We start from the raw sequence: 19,367 nt of genomic DNA on the forward strand, positions 1-19,367 counted from the left end.
AATCAATCAATCAATCAATCAATCAATCAATCAATCAATCAATCAATCAATCAATCAATCAATCAATCAATCAATCAAGCAATCAATCAAGCAATCAATCAATCAATCAATCAATCAATCAATCAATCAATCAATCAAGCAAGCAAGCAAGCAAGCAAGCAAGCAAGCAAGATATTGTGCCACTCGCCAAGAAATCTGCAAAAGCTTGCTTGTAAAAGTAAAGGGTGATAATTGGAAAGTCTTAGTTTTTAACAGTTTTTACCTTCCATTAAAAAGCACACCGTAAAACCACTTAAACAGATTCCGAAGAATGGAATCTTAGAAGAAATTGCGTTATTAAATCAATATCCTGCTTTGGGATTGTGTGCACAGATGCAATCCAATCCATGCATCTGAGAATAGTGTGCAAGAAAGTACTGAACACTCTATTTTTTAGGATAAGAAACAGGATGCCAGGATCCGCAGCCAAATAATTGTTTTTGCAAGTTCTTTTTTGATGAAAATGCAAACAGATAAAAGTAAGTTGTTTTTTCAATAGACCAGAAGAACCATAAAGCAAAGATAATCGGGCGTCAAAATATGAAAAGTTAATTCACCGGTCATCATTCTTGATAAAAAATTAAATAGAGCTGATACAATAATCCAAAAGGATTTTAATATGAGTGGATTTCCTTTAAAACTTTTGATAAATACAGAAATATCCAACACGAAACGGATGTGATTTCCAGAATGAGACAAAAAATATTGATTCAAGATCCTTATATTGCAGTGGCAATAGATGTAAGTCTTGTAAAAGACTTCATGGCTGCACCAATTGCATGAAAATGAAGTACCATAAGCTGCTCATAATCCGAATCATTTATGAATAATCCTAAAACTAGCCTCAATTTCCAAATTCTTCACATAAGGGATCGCTATGGATGAGTTAAAAGTGTCTTTTTATGTCGTCCCTTCACCAAGGCAAAACAAATTAAAGTTTTATGAGCATGAAGCAGGCGTTTAAGCTAAGAAAAATATCAACCCCGCCCCGAGCTCATAACCTCTTTCGCTAACTGCTTCATCTTTTGGCATAATTTTTAGAATTAAAACTGGAATGATTCCAGAGAAAACCTACTCCCTAAATTGATTATGCCAGCCCATAAAACTATAATTTTGCATCAAATAATCCCAGTTTTCTATAAAATAATCCGTTCAAATCATTACTATAAGGCAGTACGGTCCAAAATAAGAGAACAAAGGAAGCTCTTGGAGTCCCACAAACTATTACCAAAATAGTTACTCCCACCTTATAACCGCCTACTGCACAATATTCAGTTTTTCATTTCCAAATTATTTTTGTGATTTTTTAGACAAGAGAGAGGATAGGTCTCCCTCTTGAAAAAAAATAAACAACAAATTAACTAAATGAAAGTGACCGGTAATATCAATTTTTGATTAAAAAAGATGCATTGCCACAAATTCTTGTGGCGTCTTTCTAAACTTGCTTTTAAAATTTCTATTAAATGTCGCACGGCTGTTAAAACCAAGGTCCATATAAACTTGTTTCATCAAAAAATCTTTCCTGTTGTGCGTTTTTATTTCTTCAACAAACGCATTTAACCTATAGTCATTGAGATAACTTTTAAAGTTATTCTTTGTGCAATAATTTACTGCCGTGGAAATTTGAATAACATTCAAGCCTAAGTCCAACGCTAATTGCTCTAGGCCATAATCCGAACTCCTCCATGGCTGCTCGGTCCTCATGTAAAGATCAATCCTTTCAAATATTTTATGGTAGGAAAGTTTAACGTTACTTTCAGGCTCTTGTTTCTGATCATAACTTATTTTTGTATCCAATTTTTTTCTAGCTTTAAACAAGAGTATTGAATTGTACTTATTTATTTCGGTCCCATAGTATAGTATCATAAAGAGCAGAATCAGATTAAATACCAAAACAAAGCTAAAGGCGAAGTTTTCATATAGCCCGGTATGCTTATATGGTTCCCAATAGGAGCCATATAGAAGGTCTGCAGGATATACAAACATAGTGCTGCAGGTAATCAAGATCGTTTTTCTTAAGGGAAAAAACATATATAATATCCAAGGATATAAAAAAATGTTTAAAAAAAGGAACAACCAAGCGCTATGGTTTAAAACTCCGTACACCAGATCGAAAAATAGAAAAAACACGCAGCTTGTATTGACAAGCTTGGCAAGATAATCAGGTGAAAAAAGATAGGACAAATAAACACCTAAAACGATCCCTACAAAAACAGCACCTGCAATAACTGATATTAAATTACTGAAATAATAATTTACTATAATCAAAAAAAAATGTTTCAAGGCCAGGATCGGCAGGCAATGCCTAACAAAGGCACATTTCAGCATATTTATTTTCAATTCAACTTTATCCATTGTAAAAACCGTTTAAGCATTTTCTCTGTTTTAAATGAGAATGCATTATGAAATCTAAAAAAAATGAATATCTACTGTCGTAAATTTCCATGGCCCAATCTCTTTTAAAATATCCTTACTATTACTAATTAAACATTTCCCTACTCTGAAAATTCATTTTGAGGACTCGTAGCTTACCTGACCCGATACTGTGCATCATTCTTCTGTAGGGTCAGCTGCAATGCCCTTCGGTTAAAAAAGTGAGGACAGGATACTAGTTTCTAACTATTAATATCGCCATTATTCTAATCTAATGACGATTTAATCACCTATGAAAACCAGATTAGCATGAATATTCCCTTGATTATGAATTTTGAAAACAAAAAAGTAAGATCATCCTGTATACAAGTAAGTCCTTCTGTCAACCCTCGCTAAAGACTTTGAATAGGCTCGAAAAATCAATCAGAGTTTCCAATTCTCAAATTATTAAAATCTTTATGGTTGCTTTTTAAAAGCTTCTTGGTCGTTGGATGCTATCAGGGCGTGATGCAGTCTTTCCGCCATCTTTTCTATACTGTCAGTTATAGAATCCATCACCATTTCCATACGACGGTGCTTTTCATTTTTGATCAATTTTAAAATTTCCTCTACAAAATCGCTATTATATTTTTCAGCAACTGAATCCTGAGTGTTTGTAAGCCTGATGATATTATCGTTTACAAAGATTGTGACATTAAAATGCTGTTCTTCATTGCTGATGTAATATTTCCCCCCCAGTTCATCATAATTTATATCTGTACTACCTGATTTTAACAATTCCGTTATTATCCCACAGATATGACTTTCAATTTTAGAATGAACCCTGTCTTTTTTTTTGAAGAATTTAAAGATGTATAAATACCTATAAGGGTCCAAATATCCAAAACTCATAATATGGGATTCAATTTCCAAAATATTGGAAAATTCAAAAAAATTAATCAAGTGTCCCGACATGCCGGAATTTGTCAAAAATTACATTACTTTAGGTAATGCCCAATCATGCTAAACACTCCTCAATACTATTTAGAAATAGAAAATCATACTGGCAAAAGAATCTCAGATGCCTCCGCTGATGTCGACAAAACACTGTATAATAAACCATACCATTAAGAAAAAAATCAACATCGTCGCGTAGCTATAGACTTTAAATTTAAATTTATCATTTTCATTCATACTTCGTTCATTTATGTTATCATTACTCTTAATTGAGAGCATATCGCAGGATAAGCTTCAATTGATCTGGTTTAAGCCTTTGCATTAATTCCGAAGTCAATCTGTTTTAAAATTTCAGATTTTAGGGTGAAACTATCGAGAAATCGCACAGTTTCCGCATCAAACTTCATTTCATTGAATTCTTTTTTTGTAGATACGATCAATAAAAATCTAACCTTAGACTCGATGAATTTCACATATATTAAATCATCGTAACCATTTATATTGATAAACCCGAAAGAATATTCTTGAAGTTGACCACCAGTATCTCCCTTGTTATTGTTTTTATTTACGTCAATATTAAACTTATTGCAATAGCGATTCTTGATAAACCTTAAAAAACCATTCGAGGAATCATGTACAAGAATCTTTTCTTTTAACATCTCTTTCATATTATAAGTTTTATTGTGAATATTATAAACTGACAAACGATTGTGTTAGATTCTTTTGATACTATCTTCAAAATCAAAAACAATATATTTCTCCAAGCCCTGCGGGCAAAGCGTATGGACAAACTTTCCACAGGCTAGAACTGATTCTTCTTTAAAATTTCAATCTAAAATGAAAAAAACTGTAAATATTTTTTGTAAATGTTGTAATTATAGCCCAAGTACACTACTTAAAAGTAGTTAACGAGAAAAATTTCTGATTATCGGTCGAATCTTCTGATAATCGTAATTTCCGAAAACTTAAAGTTTTGATAGTCTGTTTAAAAGGGAAATGGACAACTGTATGTCCACGCATGAGCCTTGCTGGAAAAATTCAAAAAAAATTGCAATAGATTACTGGCAAAAATTACAAGTTCTGATTCCTCAAAGCCCAAGGCTTGAATATAATAACAGACTTAACCTGCCTTTTTTGGCTGAGAGCAATGGAATTGGAGAAATGGAAAAAACAAACATGAAACAACAGTAGTCTAAAGACCCAGAATGCAAAAAAGCAAGAACAAAATGTCAGATAAAAAGTCAAAAAAAAAACTCAGGGATGCAATGAATTCGCTCGATCAAGCTATACTATGACGGCAAGCAACTATTTTATGGTAGGTCTTTCCTTAATGGCAAAATTGCCAGGATAAATTGATCGCCAATATCACCAGATTTAAACATAATGTTGCCTTATGACATTCAAAAACATATGTCAAGGTAATCAGGCTTGGAGGGTTTTCTTTACAAGAGGACTAAATTAAGCAATAGAATATGCTGCAATCCAGGCACCGATCACTAAAGAAAAATGTGGTGCCCAAATAAGCAGTTTCCGCAGGATCATAATTAGATCATATTAATTCTTAATTTTTAAGAACCTGTTGAAAAGCTCCTGTTTACGTTTTGAAATGGGTAAAAACATCCCATTTACCAATTCACAGTAACTGCCGTCTTTTTTTATTATTCTGACTGTATATTTTATATTAATAATATATGATTTGTGGATTCGGAAAAAAACAGCTGGATCCAATACACTTTCATAAAAAATCAGATTTTTATTTGAAACATGTGCTTTTCCGTTAATTAGAAAAAACGTCGCATATTTACTGTCGGAACCTACATAAAGGATATCTGCAGTCTTTATTAATTCAACCTTGTCTATTGAGGCAACAGCTATATAATCTCGGTTATCCGAAAAATCTTTTTCGATCTTATCAATATGAATACTGCTAAAATCAAAGTAATTTTCCATCTCTATTTTTTTTATTGCCTTATTAATGGATAAAATCAAGTCTTCTATAATAACCGGTTTTAAAATATAGTCTATGGCGTTATATTTTATCGCTTTTAAAGCATATTCATCATGCGATGTGACAAATATAACCTGTGACTTTGAAATTTTTATCTCATCGAGCATTTCAAAAACTTCTCTGCCGTTGAGCCTTATATCCAATAGAAGAATATCGGGGTTCATTTCATTAATAACATTTATTGCATCATTTATTGTTAAGGCTTCTCCTATTATTTCTATATTGATACAATATTTACTGATAAGATGTTTCAGCAGCATAATATTGTTTACCTCGTCGTCAACCAAAATTGCTTTGTATTTTTTCATAATCTTAGAATTATTAGCGGAATTCCGCTTCGTTTTTGCCTAAAAAAAAATTTAAAATTAAAATTTAAGATCTAATCATGCGTTATTTTAAATTTAAGATAACTGTCGCGTGCGACCTCAAGCCCTTTAAATCATTGACGTGAATCTCAAAAGATTTATCCTCTCCAGAAAAGGAAGCATTGAAGACTTGTGTCCGTTCTCCGCCAATAGATGTTCCCCCGGATTTTTAATGATAATCTTCTTTTTATTATTCAATTTAGGCATTGAGTTGCATCTTGCTGATGAAAAGGAATTTCCAATACATCCCCGTTCGTTGGTATTCCTGTCAAATACAATTTATCTCATATCATCATAATACTTTTTTATATTGGGAAGCACTTTAAATAATTGTTGTTTTACTTTCAGCACATAAAGGTTGGCGAGAGCAAAAAAAACATTATCCGCACTTTTATTCAATACATTACTTGAAATAAAAAACTTAAATGTCAATGAGTCCAAAAAATTAATATTATTATTTCCTTTATCCCACATTCCGATATAAAATGCCTTGCCCGACAAGGCAAAAACCTTGTCCGGCTGGTATAAAAACCAATACCAGGCAATTCAAATATCTGCAGATCTAAATAACGTAAATAAAAATAATACATTTTTATCTTTAATATTAAATCTCCACTTTTGTTTTTTGCAAAAATATGCGCATGGATATGCAAACAAAAACTGGAGAAAAAGTTAAGCTACATTTTTATTATTAGTTCGTTTGTCAAATTCTTCAATTGTTTTATAGTTCAAAGCCGAATTCCTTCTTTTTTATTGTACCAATTTCGATGTATTCACAATAATTAATTTACTGCCATAAACCAAATCCATCTTTTACCTGTATATAGATGATATCTAAAAATCAAGCCTGTGCTGGTTCTGTTGCTGTAAATTCCCTTTTTAGAATATCACGTTCTAATTCTGTTTCTTTTAATTTTTTTTCAAGCCCATGGATTTTTGCCTGTTCAGGGCTAAACTTGAATTTTCCTTTCCCAGGAAAACTTCCTGTTCCAAATTCATGGTAATCTTCAGGCCATATGTGCAGCAAAGGAGCTTGTTCCAAGTTCCTTGGCTATCTTTGAGATCATATCTCTTTAATAAATTGATTGGGCAGCTTTTTCTTTAAAATCGTCATAAGCTTTACAATTCTCTTTCAAGCTCTAAAGTTAAGATTTAGTTCTTGACTTTTTCTCCATGCTAAAATAGCAAATCCATATCAACAATAGGCATTAAAAAGCCAAGGCAATTTAGTCGAAAATCATCTTGGGAAACAATCTTGGTGGGATCGAAAACAAAAAATAAGAAAACCGCAAACCCTTCTCATAGTTTTATGACGGCGCGTACTATAGTATGTAAGATTGAAAGCCTGCTGAAGTAAGGTATTTTAGAGATCAACTAAAGCCGCACAAAGGCCGGCTGTATCTTGCCTGCCAATAGATTTTTGAATGCAAACTCATTTCTTGCTTTAAGAGAAAATCCAAAAGGAAAACTCTTCATCAGGTCCATTGAATAATCTTTAAAGATATCATTATCACTCATAACGTTATGACTCTTTATATCAAAGTATCGGTATTAATAAATTTATCATTAATATAGTCCAAATCAGACTCCCTACAAGAATTAAGGTCCATGTAATTTTATTTAAATTTTTCATAATTATTTCGATTCTTGTTTATTGATACTGAATTAACAGAAGTTGCTTATGCACAATTATATTGTATAGAGTTTTGCGGCAGAAACATTTACCTGCAGGATGGTGCAAGGCAACTTGTTTACCTATCCTACAAATTAGACAACTACCTATTTAGATTAAAGCAACAATACCCTTTGGCCTCCTTGAGCAAAAAATGTTACTATTTGTGTCAAATATTATCTATTTCCGATAATCCAAAAAGCAAAAAGTAGTTATAGGTAAGATTCACGGATTAACGAGCTGATTTATGGAGTTAAAGAAATTAATATTTTTGAATTTTATTTGCAGAGACCAACTCATCAGCGGAAATATTTTTTGATTCTCAAGCGGGCTTGGTAATTCTTATTCTTAAGCATCAAATTATAATGTTACCAAGGCATTTATCAAAATAAAAAAAAAGAATTAAGCAAAATAATACAGTACACAGCTACTGACGGGAGCTTTCGGTCATAGTAGTCCAAGAACTATACATTGAGTCATTGGAAACATAGAAATAAGCTGAATATACCATTATTGTTTTTTTACAAATGCAAAATTTTTAAGCTGATCCATTTAAAATCCTCCATTTTTTTAAATGATGTTCCCGTTCTGTTCTATTTTATCTACTGTGTATGGCATCCTAACTGTAAAAGGACAGTAAGTCATAAAATTTAATTTGGCTATAATTGAACTATTCTTGTAGATATCTATTAATCGGGGCCGCATTTAGTGGTAATCTTGCCGTAACCCTTTTTATTTTGTTCCAGGCATCAAGACTAAGACGGGACAGCTATTGATTGGTCCAGTATTGTTCAGAACAATACTATTTTTACATTTAAATCTTAGGAATAAATCGAATTTAGAAGCCAGTATATTATCATAAATTTTCGCATTATTTGATCTTAAACTTTATAGTGACAGCAGTTCCCAAAGACACATCTTTGGTCTTCAGATCTTCAATATCCAAAATAACCTTCGCAATATTAGATGAGGCGTTTATAATGTCTATTCTCTCTTTAACAATGGTTGTGGACCAGGACTTATAGACAAACTCCCTATTTTTTATCAACCTTGAAGCGGCTTCTCTTCCTATGCCATTATCTATAACCTTGACGACGCAAAAACTATCTTCTATAAAACATCTAATCTGTAGCACTTTCTCACCTACTTTTGGGCTTAAGCCATGAATAATTGCATTTTCCACAAATGGCTGAATTAACATTCCTGGTATGAATATTTTTTCTTTATTCACTATAGTCTCATCTGTAAGAATCGAAAAATTCAATTCTCCATTTAGCTGAAGATTACTAAGCAATAGATAGTAGTTGATATAATCTAACTCATCTTTCAAAGAAACTAATTCCTGTTTAGACATATCTAATGTTAAGCGGAGTAGTCGTGAAAATGCACCAAAATATTTATTCGCTTCTTCTTCCCCTTTCAAAATCATGATACTCTGCATATTATTCAAAATATTAAAAACAAAATGAGGATTCATTTGGGCTTTTAATGCAGTTGATTTTAAAATAATTATTTCCTTTTCCCTTTCAAAAATCTTTTTCTGTTTTCTGGTTTTTCTTTTAAATACATAAATTACAAATGCACTTACTAATAAAAATATAAAACCAATAAAATAAGGGGTCTTGTAAAAAATCTGTTCAACAAGTATATTTATTTTAATTTGATTGGTCGCTTCAGATCCATAAAAATCCTTGACTTTAAGTTCTAAAACAAATTTGCCTGCTGGCAGATTATATAATTTAATAATGCCCGACCCTCCGAGATTTACCCATCCATCTGTTACTCCTTTGACGCGATAGAAATAAGTATTCCTACGATTATTATACATGTCATTTGTTGTGAATTCAAGTGAAAAATAATTTTTATCGTGAGGTAGTACAATATTCTTATTTTTGTTTATATAATCAATTACATTCCTATTTTTCTTTATAGAAAAGTATTCTGTTTTTGAGATAAAAACCTTAACACTTCTTTTTTTAAACGTGAATTTTTTAGGGTTTAGTTCAACAATTCCATTTAATCCCCCGAAATAAAAACAGCTGTCATTCTTTTTATAAAATGACCTGAGATTAAATTCATTATCAGGCAATCCATCTTGGAAATAATAATTATTAAATTTCATATTATTTTTGTGCAGAACCGATAATCCAAAAAAGGTTGAGAACCAAAATTGTTTATCTGTTTCTAATATGCCACAAACAGTATTATTGGACAATCCACTTAATTTGTCATAAATTTTTATTTTTTGGGTCTTTAAATTTAAACAGGCAACCCCTGAATTATTGGTTCCGATCCAAATATTGTTATTTTTATCCTCGTGCAGTACAAAGATAACTCTATTGGAAAAAAAAGAATTTTTGACCTTGAAGTCTATAAATTTCTTCCCTTTGCTTTTAAAGTACAAACCTTTATTTGTAGCTATCCATAAATTGCCGTTGCTGGATTGTAGAAGGTCATAGACAATTAAATTGTCAGAATTAATATTGTCCAGCTTGTATCGAAATAATTTTCCAGTTTTTTTATACAAAATGAACAACCCATTATCAGATCCTAGCCACAGTGAATCTTTGGATTTTGATTTGAGAAACAAAGACTGGAATTTCCATTTATCCTCGTATTTTCTGGTTGTAATTATATTTGTATTTAAATTGATTGATTTTACAAAACGCCCTTCACCAACGGCCCATAAAATATTGTCCTGATCTATCAACATAGAATTATAAATATTACGAGAATAAGATGGGTCGCAAATTTTCAGTAATGAATTATGATTAGCTTTTAATTTAAAAAGTCCTGAGTAAGAGCATACATATAAATTTCCGACACCATCAGAAATTATCCCTCTAGTACTAATTTGCGAATTTTTAAATTGTAAGTGTTTCTTAAATCTTTCATCTGTAGCTTTCAACATAACAACATTGACATTAGTAGAGAACCAGATAATATCATTAGAATCCATACTTAATTGATTATTTAAAATATTTCTTCTTAAGCTAAGAGTATCAGTCGTTGTAAATGCAGTCCTCTCTTTATTGATGATAGAGATATAAATTTTGTTTTCTTGAGCAGTAAAAAATTTTGTCTTTTTATACAAAAAATTATCATACGGACAATCAAACATTTGCACATTTAGATCCTTTAAATAGGTATAATTATACTTTTTACCATCAAAGAGAATAATACCACTGGTGTTGCGCTTAAAAATTTTTCCATCTTCAATAAAATGCAAATTCCGGCCATCTTCTTTAAAGTTCAGAACAAAGTGCATACCCTTATTGTCAATTAAATATAGGTTCCAACTAGATTTTACTAATATTTTCCCTTGATCCAATTCTTTTATCACTCTTAACGATAGTTTTTCAGTATCAATGACCAGACTGTTCTTTCCTCTATATCTTACTTTTTTATCAAGTCTAGGGGACCAATATATCTTTTGATTGTAATTCTTATCAATTTTTATAATGTAATTTTCACCAGTACTAATCCATATATTATTTTTCTTATCAAGAAGCGAGTTAATATCTTCATTGCTTCTAATCTCATGACTTGCTTGCCATTTAATATGCTTGACATTAAAAGTTTTTGGATTAATAATGTAGGCGCCAAGAAGATTAATGGCCCAGATATTGCCCTTCCCATCCTGAATCCAATTATTGATACTACCCGTGGCAATAGAAAGGCGCTTTTTATCACTACCCTCAAGAGTAAATTTTACCTGATTCCTCCCATCATATTTGAAGAATGTTCCTTCTGTATTTACAGCATACCAAACAAAGCCATCTTTATCAATAAAAGGTTGACTGGTTATTAAATACGTATTAAATTCATCTCGAAGATGAATTCCATTTGTTGTATAGTTTTGACCAAAAACCTGAACGGAAAAGAAAAATAGAAAAAGATTTAAACGAAAGGATATAGTTCCCATTTTTAGTCTACATAATTAAAATTTAACATTTGCACAAAAAGACGTATTCTATTGGTTTAGACGATTCTTCAAAGTCGAGACCACTTAGCAGTAAGTTTCATAAAAACTCTAATTTTTCAGCCAAGGTGATTAAAACGAAAATATAGCTTTTATCAAATAAACAACTTTACTATCTTGATGCAAGTACCAACTGATTGATTTCACTTTTTAATTAAAAAAATCAAAAATAGTGCAGAATCTGCTATCATACCTAAAACCATAATTTACATAAAATTATGATGGCGCTGGCAGATTTGCTTCTATTGCAAAAAACAAAATTGGAGCCTATGAAATTTTTTTTAGGATCCCAAACGAATCGTAACTATGATAATCTTATTATAAACTCTGACTTTTGAAGGTAAGAATATGCAATTGTTAGAAAGATGGAAAATCAAACTTGAAATTAACTTTCAGAAATTATTAGATACAATTAATTCAAATATAATAACTATTCCTAAGTTATAGTTCAAAATCTTCCAATAAGTATTACTTAATATTAATCATCTGAAGTGGCTACCCTTTTTCCACAAAAGTTTAAGACCGTCCAAGCTTTTATTACCCCAATTTTCAACATTACTGTTGAATATAAAAAAGCAGCCCTGAAGGCGGGCTGCATTTTCGTAAGATCGCTCTAAATAAAATTATTAGTTTAGCTGCCAGGTAGTCATTCTAAATGGACTTGAAGAACTCGTAAAAGTATAGACGGTATTTGAATATCCTAGTTTAAAATCTTCTTTTTTGACGTATAGTCCATTAGGATCCATCAGGTTTTTATCAAATCCAGCAAGGAATACAGGGGTCGCAACAGTTGTATCTTGGTTCCATGACTTATGATTTAAAATAATTTTTTTGTTTGCGGCATCCTCCTGCACATCAACAAAATGCAGTAAGGCTCCCCTGCCCTCAAAAGTGTAATAAATAAAATTACCCCTTGAATGATTTAGATATAACTGCACAGAAGTAATGTATTGCCCATCAGGTAAATTTGCATTAATTTTATCTATTTCGGCTTGAAATAATTTTGAATTCGTAGATGCATTAGCTGTGTAATCGTCAGGATAATAGCCAAATCTGGAATAAACTTTTCCCGGCAGCAATATGTTATAATCGTCTGTGGGTCTTGGAGGTGTATTGGTATACTTTATTGTAGCACTAACTCCACCTGTCCCTGTTGCAATAAAACTATCAGCCACAGCATTATAAATAAAATTTGAAAGCTTTTGATCTTTAATTTCGATACCAGGTTTTGATACCGCTCCTGTTGGAGTAAATGAAAGTGCAACATTATAACTATCTCTCACCGTCGGATCCAAAGATGTTCCCACACCAAAGCGAGCTTTCGCATTATAACTAAATTCAAAATTCTTAACCGTTGAACCGTCATTTATTTCTAACAATCTGAATAATGGGCTTGTTTCAGTTCCGGTTATAGCATCAATCATAGGAACATTTTTTTCTAAATCTGTCCAATCAGCACCAGTTGCTTTTTTAAATCGCAATTCGTGTCTATTTCTATTTGTTCTAAAAATGATTTCCCCTTTTTCTTGTCCGTAATAGAAGAATTGAAAATCACCTAAATATCCTTTACCAAAAAGCGCTGCTGTCGGATAATTAGCCGCATCAGATAAAAGATGAATTCTATTGCCTGTTGAAAACACTAAACTTACAGTACTGCCTAATTGAATTTCATACTGACTTGTATATTTTTTTGTATCTGTTCCAATACCATCAGTAAAGTCTGATGCCATCTCCACTTTCCCTTCCGGTAAAAATTTAAACAGATGTGTCCATCCTCCTAATTGTGTGCTATCAGTATAGTAAACTGCCTTCCATCCCTCTGCAGATGAAAGAAGCAGATCGTTTAATTCCTTTTGTCGCCCGCTTAATCGGCCTGTAGCATTTTGATCAAATTTGGTATCGGCTTCCGGGCTTGAACATGATCCTAAAAGCAAAGCTGCAAAAGCGATCATCGAGCACTTGTATATATTTTTTACTTTCATAATGTTGATTTTTATAAAATTTTACTGTCCTTAATCGTTTATTACAGCATCGGTATTTTTTTGGGCTTCGTCTCTTAATGCGTAAAAGTCTATATTAAAAGCATCTTTGTAATATTTAACTACAAGCGCTTCTTTCGCTTTTATATTGGCTTTGGCATTAGCATCAGTTATGCTTTGTAAAATTTCATCATATTCAGCTTTTGAGCTTGTTAAGATTGTGGAGGCAGTTTCTGCGAAATCTTCATATATATTTAATCTCGCATAACTTGTCAAGAAACCTAAAGCTCTTGAAGTAGCGGTAGCTTCCACATACCAGCTAGAAGTATATCCTGTAGGGGTCAGTTTTGACCACGCTTGCTCATCGAAAGGTTTTGTCTGGTTTAAGATGTGAACATACTCGTGCTGAATTGTATGAATAAATTGTGATACATCCGCTCTGTCCTTTTTATTTAGCTGATCTATCTGAAAGAGAGTTACCTTTTGTCCTGCATCTGCAAGTCCTAATGTTACGGTACCATTTGTGTTAAGATTAATACCCCCAACAAGTACGAACTCTCTTGGTGCAATTTTTTTAACAAAATTTTCACCGCCGACTTTTGTATAACTATCAATCCAGATTTTCTTAACCACATCCATCGCAGGCTGTACTTTATCAATTTTTGGAGGAAAGAGATATCTGTTATTGTCAACTAAATTTTGATTCCATTCGTAGCTGACCGAAATATTATACGGATCAAGGAAATTTACACTTATCCAATTATCTAATTCCGTTTTTAAAGGTGTAGAGAAATCTAAATTACTTTCTTTTGGCTGCTCTTCGTGAGTACAGGATGCAAGGAGTATAGCTCCTGCCATTATAAATGCCTTTGTCTTTACTATTTTCATAATACTTCTAATTAAAATTATCTAGGATTTTTTTCAATACCATTGTCTGAAGCTCTAAGTGGAATTTGTAACGCCCTTCGAGCGTCATCTTTTTCCAGAATGTTATTTCTAACCACTTTTCCAAATTCTAACGTATTATGTTCAACAACAAGGTTAAAACGTTTAATATCAAACCATCTAAGTCCTTCGCGTATAAAATCCCTCCTACGTGCCTCTGCAATAGCCTTAATATAAGAAGTCTGGACCGGGCTTAAGGTATAGAATGGTGTAAACTCATTGGAAACTGCCGGATATTTGGCAGTAACTTTCTCTTCATCCAAAATATCTGTCGCTGCATTGTAGCCGCTTGTTCTTGTCCCTAAAAAGTATCCTAATTCGGTATTCACTTCTGCCATTCTGTTTTTCATTACCAATGCTTCAATTCTGTTTAAATACATTTCGTCAGCACTGAATAAAACGCAAGCTGTATAGGGTTCTCCAATACCCGCTGTTAAATTTGTGTACTTAAAATATTCGTAAAGTTTTGGAACCAATACATTTATACCTCCCATATATTGGCCCGAAGCAATAATTAACTGGGCTTTACCCCACATGTTTGTTGGTATGCCCAAGATTTCATCTGACCTGTTTCCTGCAAGGGCAAATCTGTAAGAATATCCTCTGTTTGCTATTGAATTAGGGTAAGAAATCAATAAATTTGTATCCTGCTCTGCTTTAGAGTATTCAAGTGGTCTTTGCGCATAAGCTGCTGCATTAAAAGTTGAATAGTTTCTAATTTTTGTTGGTTTAGAACCTAATCCTTCGGTATATTCTATTACTTTATCCCAATCCCCTTTTATCAAATAAAAACGGCTTGCAAAAGCTTTAGAAGCTTCAATGTTAAAATGATATTTAGGTTCTTTGTAATTATTAGTAACATATTTCAACCCCTCAATAAGATCTTCTTCAATAAAATCAAAGACCTCTTTTACAGTGTTACGTTTATATTTTACCAACAAAGCCCCTTCTGGCTCTCTAATATATGGCACACCAAGATCTGTCGCGGCGGTGGCAGGATTATATCTATTAGCCCAGAATGAAACCAGCATAAAATGATTGTACGCCCTTGCAATTAAAGCCTCCCCTTTTTGTGGATTTAACGGAGTTGGATTTCCTAATTTATCAATTGCATCAAGTGCCTGATTTGCTGCTGCAATAGCTTCATAAGATCCGTTCCAGAATGCATTTTCTGTATCCAATCCAATCTGGGTCTGCATTTCCCAGTTATAGCTTTGTTCATTATCTAAATTTGATGATTGCAAACCGCTATCAAAAACATTGTCTGACATTGTTTCCGCAATAGCAAAATAGCTTCTATTTGGATAAGCCATGACCAACAATTCTGAAATTTTCTCCGGTGTATCTATCATTGTTCTGTTATCTGGCACTTCCGAAAGAAAATCATCACAGCTGCTAAATCCAATAAGTACTAATAATGACAGTGTTATTTTTATATTTTTCATAATCAATATTTATTATTAAAAAGCAAGGTTTATGGTAAAAGTATATTGTGACGTGATGGGGAAAGCTACACCTCCTGTATTACGAAACTCCGGATCTTGTCCGTTTAATTTCCTGTCTGAATAGATCAGCCAAGGATTAACTGCTGATGCTTTCAAATTAAATGTGCTTAACCCTAGTTTTCTCTTATAATCACTTGGAAACTCCCATCCTAATGAAATATTTTTCAATCTCACAAAATCACCGCTTGCAATTCTAACATCGGAGAAGTTATAAGTATTGTAAGCAATTTGAAGGTCATCAACACCATAATTTCTATTTAAGAGTCTATCTGCAATAACAGGAACATTGGTATACTTTTCATCTCCAGGGCTGATCCATCTATTTGCGAATTCCTTTGTGAAGACTGTTTGATCGTTGTATTCATTGCTATAAGCAGGATTTAATCTTACTTTGTTTCCTCCTGAACCTACAACGAAAACATACAATGACCAGTTTTTATAAGTAAATGTGTTTGCTAGACCAACAGATTTATTTGGCTCAACAGATCCCTCGTATTTAAGGTAATTCATAACATCATTGGTGTCCTGAAAATTGGCCTTAGTGATATTGTTCTCTGCACCATCTTGCAATTTAAAAGTTGGAAGTCCTTCTGAATTTAGTCCTGTAAACTGATAGGAGTATAAAGAGTTTCTAGGATGTCCCACAGTATTCCCTCCGTTAGCGGCAATTAAATCAAAAACAGCTGGCTTGTTTGAAAGCTTGGCAATTTTTTGGTCATAGACAGAAAAGTTTAATGTCGTAGACCATTTAAAATCCTTGGAAACAATATTTTGAGTTGTTACTCCAAGCTCAATACCTTTAGTTTCCATATCTGCATTATTGCCTTGTTTCACTTCCTGTCCACCGACTCCCGAGGTAATCACAAAGTCGATCAGATCAAATGCTTTACGCTGATAAACATCAGTTGTAAGCTGTACCCTGTTGTTAAACATTCCAAGGTCTAATCCAATGTTGGTCTCAAACTGTTTTTCCCATGTCAAATCTTTATTTTGTAAATCCTGAATACCAATTGCGTTTTCTCTATCTGTTAGATTAAAACGATCCGTTACAAAACTCTTATAAATAGCCAAAGAATTCGTCGCTGGCCCGGCAGTAGCTGTTAAACCGTAAGAAGCCCTAAGAGCTAAAGTATTAACAGATTCAAGATCTTTCATAAATTCCTCTTCTTTAATATTCCATTTGCCGCTAAATGTGTAGGTGGGAAGCCATTTCGAAGAACCTTTGTCTCCTTGTCTGTTAGACCCATCATAACGACCAGTAATAGATCCTGTATAACGACGATTGTACGTATATCCAATCTTACCAAAGAAACCAACCGTACGCTCTCTTTCTGCTGCAAATTCGTAGTAAGAATCCCCTCCATTAACAATCTTTTCAATTATTTTGGGATCAATGAATGAAGTAAGTCCTTTTTCATATTGAATTCCAACCGCAGTAAAATTGTCATTATTTCTATCTAAAGATCTAATTTCAGTACCAAAGAACCCTTCAAGCTCGTGTTTTTCATTGATTACATTCCTATAAGTAATACTGTTCCTAATGTTATATGAAGTCATATCATTAGTGAATTTCCTTAAGAATCCTCCATTTGGCAATACAGAAATTTTTGGAGCGGTTAAATCATTAGGATTTTGGTATAAAAACACGTTGGCGGTCTGAATCTGAGTATTTGGATTATCTCCCACACCTGCATTATAAGCGCCGACAACATTCGAACCTTCATAAATTTTATGTTCTCTTGATGTATTTGCATAACGCGCCGAACCAGTAAAGTTATAAGTCAGGTTTTTATTGATCTTATAATCTAAATCAGCTTGAAAACGAATATCTTTTACTTTAATTTCAAGAACATTGTTTTCTAACTCATTGAGAATGTTCATTGGAGCCCAGTTATTTTGATAATATTCTAAATTTCCATTATCATCATAAGGCCTAAGTGTTCTGCTTGTACTCAATACATAATTGAACGGGTTGATATCAAAATCTCTAGTTACTTTACCAAAAACAACATCATCTTTGCTTTCATAAGTTCCAGGAGCTTGCTGATCACGTGCAGAAGCAAGTGTCGATAATGTAATATTTAATCTGTCATTGATATAAAATGTACCTTTAATGTTAGAGGATAATTGTTTTACATTATCAGCCAAAGTCCATCCCGGATCGGTATAATATCCTAAAGAAGCATAAAATGTATTGTTTTTTCCTCCACCAGAAAAACTTAATGAATGATTTTGAGTAAGAGATGGTCTAAATAAAACCTTAAACCAATTGGTATTTACCAATTCGTATTTCTTCAAAAATTCATTAATATATGGCTGTTCATTTTTAATTCCAAATTGCCCTCCGGTCTCTGAGTAACGGTTTATTTCTTTAGCCAGAATATTGTAAACCCCGCCAAATCTGCTTGTGTAGCTAGAACTTATGTCTAAATATCCTTTTGCTCTCATTTCCTGAAAGATACTCATAGATTCCTGAGAATTTAACACATCATACTGAGTATAGCTTGGTACTGTTCTAACTGTATTTTCAACGGTATAGTTTATTTTTAAGGGAGAATCTCTGCGTCCTTGTTTTGTGGTTACAACCACAACTCCATTTAATGATCTTGAACCATAGATAGAAGTAGCCGAAGCATCTTTTAGAACTTCAATACTTTGAATGTCATTAGCATTTAATCCTGCGACAGCAGAACTCAATAATGTCGCAGAGTTTCCTGATGCTAAATCTGCAAAAGTAATATTGATGATATCTTCCTGAACAACTCCGTCAATAACCCATAATGGTTTTGTATCTCCAAAGATTGAGGATGATCCACGAACTGTAATTTTTGGAGTAGAACCAAAAGTACCTGTTACATTTTGTACTGTAACCCCGGCAGCTTTTCCTTCAATCATTCTACTTACGTCTACTACCCCGTCTACTTTTAATTCAGCCCCTGAAATTTTACTGATTGCTCCTGTAAATGTTCTTTTTGAAGTTTTTTCGTATCCAGTTGTAATTACTACCTCTTTAAGATTTTGACCAGCTTCTGTTAAAACAATAGTCGGTGTAGTATTTTCTATTCCAATCTCTTTAGATTCCATACCGACATATGAAATAACTAAACGAGTTGCATTTGTGGGAACTTCCAAAACGAAATTTCCGTCAAAATCCGTCAATACTATCACTTTTGTTCCTTTTACAGTTACTGTTGCGCCTGGAAGCGGATTGCCAACATGGTCTGTCACTCTTCCTTTGATAATAGGGCCTGCATTTGATTTACTAACCAGCTTTTTTAGGTTGTGTGTTTTAGTGGGAACTGCAAAACTTGAGAATGCAATTGCTAAGACCAGCTGGAATAATATTATTTTTAAATTTCGATAGAATAATCGCTTTTTTTTTGCTGCTTGGTTTTTCATACTTTGGCTGTTTTGATTTTTATTAATTTATCTTCAAATCAAAAAGTAATTTTCATTAAATGAGAATTATTTTCGATTGCTTGATTGCAAGACCGCAGTCAAATTCATTTTTTAAATCCGCAATTTTTTCATATGCATTCTTTTATGATCATCTCTTCCACTTA

General features: G+C 32.8%; 12 protein-coding genes. 2 read left to right on the forward strand and 10 right to left on the reverse strand.

What is annotated here, in order from left to right:
• Positions 1-286: hypothetical protein (locus ACWA1B_RS19045; RefSeq protein WP_456909667.1), on the forward strand; the 286-nt coding region annotated here is incomplete at its 5' end.
• 1,148 nt (positions 287-1,434) lie between these two features.
• Here the strand turns inward: ACWA1B_RS19045 and ACWA1B_RS19050 are convergent.
• The 3 genes from ACWA1B_RS19050 to ACWA1B_RS19060 form a co-directional block, all read right to left on the reverse strand.
• The gene (locus ACWA1B_RS19050; RefSeq protein WP_456909669.1) at positions 1,435-2,394 is read right to left on the reverse strand and encodes a helix-turn-helix domain-containing protein; all 960 of its coding nucleotides are present in this window, start codon (positions 2,392-2,394) and stop codon (positions 1,435-1,437) included.
• Positions 2,395-2,868: 474 nt separating this feature from the next.
• Positions 2,869-3,381 (reverse strand): hypothetical protein, encoded by a 513-nt coding sequence (locus ACWA1B_RS19055; RefSeq protein ID WP_456909671.1) that lies wholly within the window; start codon positions 3,379-3,381, stop codon positions 2,869-2,871.
• Positions 3,382-3,656: 275 nt separating this feature from the next.
• Positions 3,657-4,016, reverse strand: a complete 360-nt coding sequence (locus ACWA1B_RS19060; protein ID WP_456909673.1) for a hypothetical protein — start codon at positions 4,014-4,016, stop codon at positions 3,657-3,659.
• Between the two features lie 328 nt (positions 4,017-4,344).
• Here ACWA1B_RS19060 and ACWA1B_RS19065 point away from each other — a divergent pair, with 328 nt between their 5' ends.
• On the forward strand, positions 4,345-4,539 hold the full coding sequence (locus tag ACWA1B_RS19065; RefSeq protein ID WP_456909675.1) for a hypothetical protein: 195 nt from the start codon (positions 4,345-4,347) through the stop codon (positions 4,537-4,539).
• Positions 4,540-4,902: 363 nt separating this feature from the next.
• On the opposite strand, the gene ACWA1B_RS19070 is transcribed toward ACWA1B_RS19065, so the two are convergent.
• The 7 genes from ACWA1B_RS19070 to ACWA1B_RS19100 form a co-directional block, all read right to left on the reverse strand.
• On the reverse strand, positions 4,903-5,664 hold the full coding sequence (locus ACWA1B_RS19070; RefSeq protein WP_456909677.1) for a LytR/AlgR family response regulator transcription factor: 762 nt from the start codon (positions 5,662-5,664) through the stop codon (positions 4,903-4,905).
• Positions 5,665-6,562: 898 nt separating this feature from the next.
• On the reverse strand, positions 6,563-6,748 hold the full coding sequence (locus tag ACWA1B_RS19075) for a transposase (protein ID WP_456909679.1): 186 nt from the start codon (positions 6,746-6,748) through the stop codon (positions 6,563-6,565).
• Between the two features lie 1,516 nt (positions 6,749-8,264).
• A complete protein-coding gene (locus tag ACWA1B_RS19080) occupies positions 8,265-11,318 on the reverse strand; it encodes a sensor histidine kinase (RefSeq protein ID WP_456909681.1) in 3,054 nt (1,017 codons plus the stop codon).
• A 683-nt stretch (positions 11,319-12,001) separates the two neighbouring features.
• Complete coding sequence (locus ACWA1B_RS19085) at positions 12,002-13,357, reverse strand: DUF4302 domain-containing protein (RefSeq protein ID WP_456909683.1); 1,356 nt, start codon at positions 13,355-13,357, stop codon at positions 12,002-12,004.
• A 30-nt stretch (positions 13,358-13,387) separates the two neighbouring features.
• A complete protein-coding gene (locus tag ACWA1B_RS19090; protein WP_456909685.1) occupies positions 13,388-14,242 on the reverse strand; it encodes a zinc-binding metallopeptidase in 855 nt (284 codons plus the stop codon).
• Positions 14,243-14,259: 17 nt separating this feature from the next.
• Positions 14,260-15,744, reverse strand: a complete 1,485-nt coding sequence (locus tag ACWA1B_RS19095) for a RagB/SusD family nutrient uptake outer membrane protein (RefSeq protein WP_456909687.1) — start codon at positions 15,742-15,744, stop codon at positions 14,260-14,262.
• 15 nt (positions 15,745-15,759) lie between these two features.
• Positions 15,760-19,203 (reverse strand): SusC/RagA family TonB-linked outer membrane protein, encoded by a 3,444-nt coding sequence (locus ACWA1B_RS19100; protein WP_456909689.1) that lies wholly within the window; start codon positions 19,201-19,203, stop codon positions 15,760-15,762.
• Between the last annotated feature and the right edge of the window lie 164 nt (positions 19,204-19,367).

The organism is Flavobacterium xizangense (assembly GCF_054075145.1).